The following is a 9,939-nucleotide window of genomic DNA, read 5'->3' on the forward strand; positions in this document are numbered from 1 at the left end:
TCGAGCTGCGGAGCGCTTAAACCTGAGCCAGTCGGCGATGAGCCGAGTGTTGGGGCGCTTACGTGATTTATTAGCCGACCCTCTGTTTACCCGCCAAGGGCAGCAGCTTATTCCCACCGAAAAAGCCCTAGCCATGAATAGGGCTTTAGGTGAGCCTCTTGAATCCCTTCGACAGTTGCTGTCTCCCAGTGATTTTGATCCTAAGTCCTGCGAGCAAACCTTTGCAATCGCCACCACCGATTACGCCATGCAAACCATCTTGCCCTTTGCCTTACCGCGTATTTATCAGGAAGCGCCTAATGTCGCGTTTGATTTTTTGCCGCTGCAAAATGCGCATTTAAAGGAACAACTCACCTACGGCAGAGCCGATTTAGCCATTTGCCGCCCCGTTGAGGCGCTGGAAGCTCTGCAGCAGCAAGTTTTGGGTAGGGTGGGGGTATTGTGTCTGTTGTCTAAGCAGCATCCCTTGGCTAACCAGCCACTGTGTTTAGATGATTATTTGCGGTTTCCTCACGCCATGATAGCGATTAGCGATGGGGTAAAGTCTTTGCTTGAACAGGCCTTAGCCGATAAACCGAAACGGCGCATGGTATTAAGGGCTTATCACTTAGAGGCGGCTTTAGCGATTGTTGATAGCATGCCGCTGATTATTACGGTACCGGCAGATTTAGCTTACTTGGTGTCTGAACGCTACGATTTGGTGGTAAAAGCTTTACCCTTCCAGTTTACTCCCTTTGATTATTCAATGATTTGGCATCCGCGTTGCGAGCATTCGCCAGCTCAACAATGGCTAAGAAGTATTGTTAAGGAAGAATGCGGCAAGCTAATCGCCAAGCGGGTGGAAGATATGGGTTTAGATAATGTAAGGCCCTGAACGGGCCTTGTTATCTTATGCAACCAAAGAAGCAGGCTTATTTATAGCTTGATGACGACTCGGCTGGTTGCCAGCTTGACCGTCGGTCAAGCTTTATAGACTTTGTGTTACAGGCTTATTTTACCCTTAAGGGAATATTATAGCTTGATGACTACTCGGCCAGTTGTTTGACCGTTGGTAATATTCTCCGCATATTCAGGCGCTTGGCTTAAGCTGATTTCAGTACAGGCTTGTTCGAAATAGCTCGCAGGTAATAGCTTGGCTAGTTGCTCCCATGCGGCGATGCGTTTAGCGCTAGGGCAGTTAACCGAATCAATCCCTTGTAAGCGTACATTTCGTAAAATAAACGGCATAACAGTGGTGGGTAGATCAAAGCCTCCGGCAAGGCCACAGGCGGCGACTGCGCTGTTATAGTCCATTTGAGCAAGCACTTTGGCTAAGATTTTACTGCCAACGGTATCAATCGCACCGGCCCATAATTGTTTTTCTAAAGGGCGAGCGGCTTGTTCAAATTCACTACGATCGATGATTTGGTTTGCTCCTAGTTTTTCCAGTAAGGGGCCATTTTGTTGGACACGACCGGTTACCGCCGCCACTGAGTAGCCTTGTTGTGCTAATAAGCTCACCGCCACCGAGCCAACACCGCCGCTTGCGCCAGTCACTAGAATTGTGCCGTGTTCGGGCTTAATTTCGGCATCAATGAGGGCTTGTACACACAACATGGCAGTAAGGCCTGCGGTGCCTACCATCATGGCTTGTTTGGCGCTTAAACCTTGGGGAAGGGGGACTAGCCAATCTGCCTTAAGTTTGGCTTTTTGTGCCATGCCGCCCCAATGGTTTTCGCCAACTCCCCAGCCCGTTAATACAACGGCGTCGCCGGGTTGATAACGGGCGTCATCTGAGGCCAGTACACTACCGGCTAAATCGATGCCCGGTACCATGGGAAAATGCCGAACGATTTTGCCTTTGCCAGTAATCGCCAAACCATCTTTATAGTTGAGTGATGAGTAATCCACCGCAACTAGCACCTCACCTTCAGGTAGTTGGGACTCATCAAGTTGTTCGATGCTAGCTAAGGTTTTTTTCTCTGCTTGCTTAAGTACTAAGGCTGCAAACATTTGCTTCTCCAAAATTAGGCGCATGATAATTAGCCCTAGTTTAGCGTCGATATAGCTATGACAAAAATGAAACATAATCATTTTTATTATGCATAATAGTCATAGTTATTAGAGCTTCAGCTTCTAGTGTGTGTGGGTGTGTAGCAGCTTTATTTCACGGGGATTTCTCGGCAGTTAATTTGAGGACGGGCTTGGCTGTTGCTTACTGTTGATTAACCAAGCCAAGGCCAAGTAAAACTTTTTTCTGCTCATTGTGTATTTTTTTTCAGCAACTGGATTTAATGATTTTTTGCTTAAGTCTTTAGATTGGTTAAGGCATTCAAATTTACTATATTTGAATGCTTTAATCCTTCATTTGCCGTAATCTGGCCTTGTATGACCATTGCTTGCGGCTAAGTGATGTCGCTTAGCTCGCTCATTTGCATCGTTCTCTATGTTTATTTTATTTAAAAATCAGTTGATTAAACTTTTGTGCTCGGCTTTGTTCTAGTGCCGATGATTGGATCCATCAAAGGCGATTAAATATATTTTAAAGCTTCTCTTACTATGCCTGCCATAGCTCAGCAGAACCTTGCTGGTGTTGATTAAAACTTTTAGACAATAGTAGAGATACCATGAAAAAGACGAGTGTTTTTTCTGTAACAAAAACTTTGAAGCAGTGTATATGCATCGCCTTATTTGCTACTACACCAGCTATGGCTGAGTCAGTTGCAGCGAACAACAGCCAAGTTGCTGACGCTGAACTTTCAGACAATAAGCGAGACATATTCAAAGAACTAAATATCCCTAAGCATTTACCTTCTTTGGCTTTAAGCGACCTAGGTCAATCGTCTAACTTTATCGAGCACATGGATAAAACGTTTACCGTTGGCGATAAGGTAAAACAGTCTAATTTGTTTTTGGTTACCAGCGAGGATACCAAGGGCAATATTAAGATGAAGATTAAGTACAATCCAAACCAGTTAGATGGTCGTCGTAAAGTGCTTGAAGACTTAGAAAAGCTGGCTTTGACCGAGTATAAACTGCGTCAGCATGCTGCCATTTATAACCCTAAATCGGTTAAGTTGAGCCGTAATGACAAGGGCCAAGATGTGGTGAGCTTTAATTATTCGAAGTACGCGCTACCACAAGATATTGCCTATTTCCGCTTCTTGCAGGTTGAGCTTATTGTAGAGCAGGGCCAGGTGAAGACTATGGTGATTAGCAATAACAAGTCGTTTAAACACCATTACGGTAAGGTGATTCAGTACCGTCAAGAGATTGAATTTGATCAATTAGACAACGGTGAATACGTTATTCTATCTAAGCAAACCAATGCCACAGGTGAATGTAAAGGTAAACCCTGTGAAATGGACATTACCGTAACTCCGGTAGCTTTTTACCACGATGACTTAGGTGTGGTGGTTAAACAAGAGGCTTTATACGAGCAATTAAGTGACCCACGTATTGAAGAGAAAGACGTAAAGCTACACCGAGTATTTCCTATTTTGGGTGACGCAGTAAAACGCAGAGGTATTGATACTCCGCTGCCTTACGGTATTTCTATGGCTTACCGTAACCAAGATATGGATGTAGATTTTTCAAGCTTTAGTGTGTTTGGTTTATCGCCTGAATTCATGGGTAAGTTTTTTGATGCAGAAGAGTCACATGCCACGGTAAACGCTGAGAGCTTTAGTGTTCGTGGTGACGTATACATTCTCCCTTTTTGGAATGTCTACGGTTTGCTTGGCAAGGTAGATGTAAATGCCGATGTAAGCGCGCGCTTTAATGGTATTGATCAGTGTCTTGGCGTAGTCATTGGCGACAAGTGTTTGGGGGATAAAATTGAAATTCCTGAGTTTGACTTACACGTTCCTTTACACCTTCGTTACAACGTATATGGCGTTGGTACTACGCTATCGGTGGGTTACCGTCAGTTCTTTGCTTCGTTAACCGGTACTTATACCGTGACTAAGCTAGAGGGTAGTGATGGAGAAGGGGGCAGCCTAGTTACGGTTCAACCTATGTTGGGTTACCAAATGCCGGAATATCGTGCGCAGTTCTTTGTTGGCGCAGAGTACCAAGGGCTTGGCGACACCATGGACGGCACGGTAGTGTTTGGCGATGTTGAGATGGACTATAACGTTGGGGTTAAAGTAGAACAGTGGGCTTATCTAATTGGTTTCAATAAACAATTTGGTAAACACTATAACCTTACGGGGATCCTTAGTGCCGGTGAAGACCGCACCGCGGCCACCCTTAACTTTAGTTATCGCTTCTAAGTACACCCTAACATTGAGCGTACTGTAAACCTTGAAGGTGCAGTACGCTTATTTTCGATTATTTCCTTTAGCTGTTTGATTACTCAAGCTGGTGTTAATACTGCTCGGGTAAAGCTGCTTGGCTGATTTAGGTTTTTTATTATGATTCACCTTTTGTTATCTCGCAGTGTTCGAGGCCTTAAAGCACTCAGCGTGGTGCTGTTAGCTCTTGCAAGTATTGCTTGTTCTTCTGCTCCGCCGCCTCGTCCAGCCGGTTTTGAGCAAAGCTGGCAATCTCCCTCTTCGCCATCGCAGGTGTACTTAATTGCCACCGCCCCAGAAGCCTTAGCGCGACGCATTCAAGCGATTCGTCAGGCGCAAGATTACATTCAGCTGGAATACTTTACCTGGGGGCACGATCTGTCGGGCGCAACGGTTTATAAAGAGCTGTTAGATGCGGCAAACCGTGGAGTGAAAGTTCAGCTGATTCTGGATGATTTAATCGAGTTTGAAAATCACTGGCTGCTTGAGTTAGCCGAGCACGACAATATTCGCATTCGCATTTTCAACCCATTTGAGGCGCGCAAGCTGGGCTGGTTTACCCGTGCCTTTAATTTTCAAGCCAATAAGCAGCGTTTAAACCATCGCTTGCACGAGAAGTACTTTAATGTAGACGGCAAGTTGATGATTATTGGTGGTCGCAACATTGGTGATGACTATTTTGGTTATGGCCAATCAGCTAACTTTTTCGATTTAGACATTATGTTGACGGGGCCGAGTATTACCGAGTTTGAAGCTAACTTTAAAATGCTATGGCACAGTGAGCATGTTAAATCGGTGTGGCGAGTGATTAAGCGCAATAGCCAGCCACAGCAAGCCGGCTTTTTAGCTGATTACGCTGAGCTGCAGGTTCAGCGCCCAGATATGGCTAAAGATATTGAGCAGCAAGTGGCTATGCTAACTGTGCCTAAATATGTGGCTGCTACGGTAAGCCCAGTATTTGATTCCTTAGATAAGTTACAGGATTCTCAACCTTACTTTACCTCGCGTTTAGAAAGGCTGTTAGAACAGCGCTTGGAAAAAGCCTCCAAGGTGTTATTTTCCAGCCCTTATCTGGTACCCAGTGAAGAAGAATTTGCAGGTTTTAAGGCTTTGAGTGAACAAGGGGTTGAGTTGAGTTTAATTACCAACTCCTCTGCGTCTAATGACTCCCCCTTTGTGAGTGCTTATTACTCGGAGCATCGCGCTGAGTTGGCGCAGCTTGCAGGGCAATTATTGGAATATACTCACGATGCCAAGCATCAGGACTACTTTACTCAAGTGACTACTCACTATCACAACAAGGCCTTTATTGTTGATCAGGCGATAAGTTATGTGGGCTCATCTAATTTTGACCCTCGTTCTAAGTTTCTCAACATGGAACTGGGCCTAGTGATTGAGAGCAAAGAGTTTGCTCAACAATTAGAGAACTACTTGTTGGCCGAGCAACAGCAGCGCTACTGGCGGGTAGAAGTAGATGAACAGCAACAGTTGGTATGGCAACAGGGCGAGCAAACAATGCGACTTAACCCTGAGCAAAGTGGCTTTAAACGCTTTAGTGAGAAGCTCTATCGCCTACTAGGCATTAAATACGATATCTAGTTTATCGCCAGATGCTGCCAATAGTGAATATTGGCAGCATAGTTTAATTGAGAGCTTTTAGTGACAGGGTCAGTGAGAACTGGGCTACTACTTCATCGCCACTAATGCTGGGGCAGGTGGCAGTAATCTTCACCGCTTGGTTTACCCGCTCACCACTGTTGATGGTTTGCTGCAGCATTTGGTCGATTAGCTGGCCGTCTCGGCAGGTAAACAATACATCGGCTTCAGGGCGTTTTAAAAACTGCGCTTCAACGGCTTTAAAGGCCAGCGACACTCGTTTACCCACTTGCTCAGCTTTGGCTATAGCTAAAAAACCTCCTGCCACATCGGCACCAACCGCGAGACTACCAAAATACATGCTATTAAGATGATTTTTGGTGCGACGCTTTAAGGGGATTTTTACCACCACCTGCTGTTCATCCATCTCTAAGATCTTAGGCCGACAGTACCAAATTAACGGGACTTTAAAGATGCCAAATAACTTCAGGGTGAGATTAGCTTTGCGAACACTGGGTAACATAATAGGTCCTTGTTTAAGAGGTCATACCAGTAAAAGATGTTTTTAACAAAAAGTCAACATTTGTCTGTATTGCTGCAACAAGCTAGGGCGTAGCCCTGTTAGGGTGGGGAGAATGTTGAAGGCTTAAAACGACAAAAGCCTGCATAAATGCAGGCTTTTTGAATGGTGGTGCCCGGAGGCGGAATCGAACCACCGACACGAGGATTTTCAATCCTCTGCTCTACCGACTGAGCTATCCGGGCGACGGGCGCTATTAAACGAATTTTACCGGTTTAAGTCAACCGAAATTGGTAAAAAAAATGAAATAAATACGGTTCGGTTAAACGCTATACAAGAAGTGCTAAAAGAATAAACAAAAAGGTGGCATAAGCCACCTTTGTTAGTTTAGATACTGTCGCAAGTGCTTATTGCGATGGCTGCTAGTGGGCACCGGATAGGTGGCGTAGCGAGTGGGTGCTGACAAATTGGGTAAATTTGTTGGCGGCGCACAAATCGATAAATTTGCTGCTGTTCCCAAGTATTTTTTCACTGTAAACAGTATACGGTTTGGCTTGGGGTGAGTGTTTGCTTATGTTGCTTTTTATTAAACCTTTTTAGCAATAATTATTTATATTTTTGCTAAATAAGGGTGATAATAACCCTAGCTTAAGCAAATGGAGCGAATAGGAAGATGCAGCTCGATCGTACCGATAAAAAAATCTTAGATCTAATGCAGCGTAATGGCCGCATTAGCAACCTTGAGTTAGCCGAATTGGTCGGTTTGTCGCCTTCACCCTGCTCTCGGCGGGTGAAGGCCTTGGAAGAGGCGGGCTTAATCGCTAAGCACGTTACCTTGCTCAATGAAAAAAAACTTAATCTTAATCTCACCGCTTATATTCATATTTCTATGGATCGGCATACCCCGGAGCGCTTTAACAATTTTCAAAAAATTATTAGTGCTTATGAAGAAGTGATGGAATGTATGTTGGTGACCGGCACCGATGCTGATTATCAGCTAAAAGTGGTGGTGAGAGATATGGAACACTATCAGGCGTTTTTGTTGGGTAAGTTAACCCGTATAGAAGGCGTGACTGGAGTGCGTTCCAGCTTCGTATTACAGCAGGTGTTTAGCCATACGGCTTTGCCCTTGTCTCAAATATAATAAAAGCGCCCAATGGCGCTTTTATCTAAGGGGTAGGCTTATTTTTGCTGACGTTTTAAAAAGGCTTCTCGGCAGGCATTGTAGTTGTCGATAAGGATATCGCTTTCAGCTTTTTCATAGGGTAACAAGCTGCCTAATACCATGCGTTTTTGGCCGCTACCAATCACTTGGTCATTTTCACTAATGGTGAACTTAAGCAAGGCTACGCCACGTTTGCCGTTGGGAATATAGTCTCCTCCTACGTAGGCCAGGTGAGGAGGGGTGCTAGGTAGGCGGTCAAACTGCAAGCTCATGCTCTCATAAATCACCAAGGGGCGTTTACGGTTTAGCATTAAACCTTGTTCTTGCAACATCGGTACTAAAATGTGAGGAAAGTTTTGTCCGGAAAAACGCACATAATCTTGAATGATGTTGTTGATAATGGCGCTGTCTTTTAGGCAGTCGCCACTGCGTTTAAGTTGCAAGTATTCTTTACCGTTATCATCGATTAAGCGACAGCTCTCTTGCTGCTGCTCGATATTCAGCGCCACACCATCGCTGACCATTCCGGCAAAGGTAAACTGCATGCTTTGGCTAATCCCTAGCTCACTTAACATGACAGAAAATAATAGGTCTCCTGGTACGCAAAAGCGTGATGAATCGGCATCATGAATGGCATTAAAGTCGTTTGCTACTCCTTTGGCAAAGTCACAAGCTTGCTCTCTACTGAATACAAACTGTTGATCTTTACGACTAAAATATTGATTTAAATTCATTATTGGTTTCACTTGATAATTACGGCGACGCGCGATTCTAGCAAAATTTAGCCAGTGGGTGGTCATATCAGTATAAAAAGTTTTTTTTTATTATTTCTAGGCTAATTATTCTGAGGCAAAAAAAGCGGTTTTGAGTAAGCGGCTCATTTTTATCGAATAATGGATTTTATCCACAATCTGTCATTTTTAAATAAAAACAGTTCTATCAGTAACGGGCTTCCCAAGCACGATTTTCTACTCTATTTTTAAACAACAATCCTTCGAATTAGCTTGGTGAATGTATCAATATAACTGCGAAGGCTGGCTAAATAGAGGTTGCTTAGTATGGCGAAAGGATCGCAGTATCTACGGCGCTTTAGCGTTATGTTGGTGATAATGAGCTTGGCTTTGGCGATGCTGGCTTTGGCTGTTTTTGAGCAATCTCCACCGGCTTATCAATTGCGTTTTGTGATTCAAGACCCTACCAGCGAAACCACCTTAACTATTGATTGTGAACACTTAAATTACTCGTTGCGCCATAGTTTGCTGCAGCAACGCGCCAGCAGTGAAGCGGTTCAGCACTTGTCTATGTTGGTATGTGCCGACCTCTACGCCTTACTGCAACAAGTGCCCAAGCAGTTCGCCTCTGCTTATGTTGACCCTCTGCTTTCAGAGAAACAGATTATATGGCAAGTAGCGGATGAGCAGTGGCGGTGGCGCTGGCAGAGCAAATACGACCCAGCCCTTAAGCCGGTCTTTTCTCAACTCGACAGGCTTATTTCTCGGGTGCCTGATTCGGCCTTTGCTGGTGGCCTTAAGCTTGACCTACCACGTTAGTCGTTTCATCAACTGGCAAGGTATTTAGGTAGGGAAATAGCGCGCCAGCCAATTTTTCTGAATCGTGACGAACAATCTCACTGTCTTCATCAATAAGGTCGGCGTAGATCACTTGGTAGCGTTGTTTTAATTGACTTAAGTTGCTCACTTCTACCACTTGGGCGCGTTCAATATTGTAGTTGGCTATCATTTCTTGGCTGGGAATGTGATTGTTCACTACCACTACATCAATAGCGCGCCCCATGTAAAACTCTAAATCAGAAATAAAATGCTCTACATCGTAGCCGTCGGTTTCGCCAAATTTGGTCATGATGTTAGTAACGTAAATTAACTTAGCTTTGCTGTTTTGAATTGCTTGTTTTACGCCGGGGACTAATAGATTAGGGATGATGCTGGTATATAGGTCGCCCGGGCCCAGAATAATCGCGTCTACCTTGTTAATCCGCTTGATCACCGGCGGATAAACCCGCACTTGCTCGGCGTGATGTGGCACTAAAAAGACATGAGCAATTTTTTCTCGTTGGTCACCGCGTGGTAGGTCGATGGCACTTTCACCAAAAATGCGTTCACCGCTGGTTAATTCCGCGACCAGGGTTGACTTGTCGATAGTCACCGGCAAGATTTCACCCTCTACATCGAGCATTTGCGCTAGACCTTGAATACCTTCAGAAAATGAGCCGCTGTATTGCGACAACATCGTCAGTAGCATATTGCCAGCGCTGTGCCCCGATAACCGTTTGCCCTTCGTAAAGCGTTTTAGCAGCAGTTTTCGCGCGAGTTCGCGATAGGGCGAAAGCGCCAATACACACTTTAATATGTCTCCCGGAGGCAAGA

Annotated in this window: 9 protein-coding genes and 1 tRNA gene; 5 read left to right on the top strand and 5 right to left on the bottom strand. The window is 44.8% G+C overall.

The window, feature by feature from the left end:
- Nucleotides 1-874: LysR family transcriptional regulator (locus ACQY6Q_RS06880; protein ID WP_427979463.1), on the top strand; the 874-nt coding region annotated here is incomplete at its 5' end.
- Between the two features lie 137 nt (nt 875-1,011).
- On the opposite strand, the gene ACQY6Q_RS06885 is transcribed toward ACQY6Q_RS06880, so the two are convergent.
- Complete coding sequence (locus ACQY6Q_RS06885) at nt 1,012-1,992, bottom strand: MDR family oxidoreductase (RefSeq protein ID WP_427979465.1); 981 nt, start codon at nt 1,990-1,992, stop codon at nt 1,012-1,014.
- Nucleotides 1,993-2,687: 695 nt separating this feature from the next.
- Here ACQY6Q_RS06885 and ACQY6Q_RS06890 point away from each other — a divergent pair.
- Complete coding sequence (locus ACQY6Q_RS06890) at nt 2,688-4,253, top strand: hypothetical protein (protein ID WP_427979468.1); 1,566 nt, start codon at nt 2,688-2,690, stop codon at nt 4,251-4,253.
- Between the two features lie 141 nt (nt 4,254-4,394).
- The gene (locus ACQY6Q_RS06895; RefSeq protein ID WP_427979470.1) at nt 4,395-5,873 is read left to right on the top strand and encodes a phospholipase D-like domain-containing protein; all 1,479 of its coding nucleotides are present in this window, start codon (nt 4,395-4,397) and stop codon (nt 5,871-5,873) included.
- A 43-nt stretch (nt 5,874-5,916) separates the two neighbouring features.
- Here the strand turns inward: ACQY6Q_RS06895 and ACQY6Q_RS06900 are convergent, their stop codons facing one another.
- Nucleotides 5,917-6,393 carry a PaaI family thioesterase gene (locus ACQY6Q_RS06900; protein ID WP_427979473.1) on the bottom strand — a complete coding sequence of 159 codons (477 nt, stop codon included), beginning with the start codon at nt 6,391-6,393 and terminating at the stop codon, nt 5,917-5,919.
- A gap of 166 nt (nt 6,394-6,559) precedes the next feature.
- Nucleotides 6,560-6,635: transfer RNA gene (locus ACQY6Q_RS06905), tRNA-Phe, on the bottom strand.
- 428 nt (nt 6,636-7,063) lie between these two features.
- Here ACQY6Q_RS06905 and ACQY6Q_RS06910 point away from each other — a divergent pair.
- On the top strand, nt 7,064-7,534 hold the full coding sequence (locus ACQY6Q_RS06910; RefSeq protein ID WP_427979476.1) for an Lrp/AsnC family transcriptional regulator: 471 nt from the start codon (nt 7,064-7,066) through the stop codon (nt 7,532-7,534).
- A gap of 38 nt (nt 7,535-7,572) precedes the next feature.
- Here ACQY6Q_RS06910 and ACQY6Q_RS06915 read toward each other — a convergent pair whose 3' ends face one another.
- Nucleotides 7,573-8,289, bottom strand: coding sequence for a DUF3581 family protein (locus ACQY6Q_RS06915; RefSeq protein ID WP_427979478.1), 717 nt, complete (start codon nt 8,287-8,289; stop codon nt 7,573-7,575).
- 324 nt (nt 8,290-8,613) lie between these two features.
- On the opposite strand from ACQY6Q_RS06915, the gene ACQY6Q_RS06920 reads away from it, so the two are divergent.
- A complete protein-coding gene (locus ACQY6Q_RS06920) occupies nt 8,614-9,105 on the top strand; it encodes a hypothetical protein (protein WP_427979480.1) in 492 nt (163 codons plus the stop codon).
- On the opposite strand, the gene ACQY6Q_RS06925 is transcribed toward ACQY6Q_RS06920, so the two are convergent.
- Nucleotides 9,083-9,939 (bottom strand): gluconeogenesis factor YvcK family protein (locus tag ACQY6Q_RS06925; protein ID WP_427979482.1); only part of this gene is annotated, 857 nt, incomplete at its 5' end. The two genes, ACQY6Q_RS06920 and ACQY6Q_RS06925, sit on opposite strands and share 23 nt — an antisense overlap.

The organism is Agarivorans sp. (genome assembly GCF_050295395.1).
Lineage (GTDB): Bacteria > Pseudomonadota > Gammaproteobacteria > Enterobacterales > Celerinatantimonadaceae > Agarivorans.

Excerpts from the sequence above, each read along its gene's own strand:
- ACQY6Q_RS06885 (WP_427979465.1), bottom strand. The coding sequence starts at position 1,992 with ATGTTTGCAGCCTTAGTACTTAAGCAAGCAGAGAAAAAAACCTTAGCT.
- ACQY6Q_RS06890 (WP_427979468.1), top strand. The coding sequence starts at position 2,688 with ATGGCTGAGTCAGTTGCAGCGAACAACAGCCAAGTTGCTGACGCTGAA.
- ACQY6Q_RS06895 (WP_427979470.1), top strand. The coding sequence starts at position 4,395 with ATGATTCACCTTTTGTTATCTCGCAGTGTTCGAGGCCTTAAAGCACTC.
- ACQY6Q_RS06900 (WP_427979473.1), bottom strand. The coding sequence starts at position 6,393 with ATGTTACCCAGTGTTCGCAAAGCTAATCTCACCCTGAAGTTATTTGGC.
- ACQY6Q_RS06910 (WP_427979476.1), top strand. The coding sequence starts at position 7,064 with ATGCAGCTCGATCGTACCGATAAAAAAATCTTAGATCTAATGCAGCGT.
- ACQY6Q_RS06915 (WP_427979478.1), bottom strand. The coding sequence starts at position 8,289 with ATGAATTTAAATCAATATTTTAGTCGTAAAGATCAACAGTTTGTATTC.
- ACQY6Q_RS06920 (WP_427979480.1), top strand. The coding sequence starts at position 8,614 with ATGGCGAAAGGATCGCAGTATCTACGGCGCTTTAGCGTTATGTTGGTG.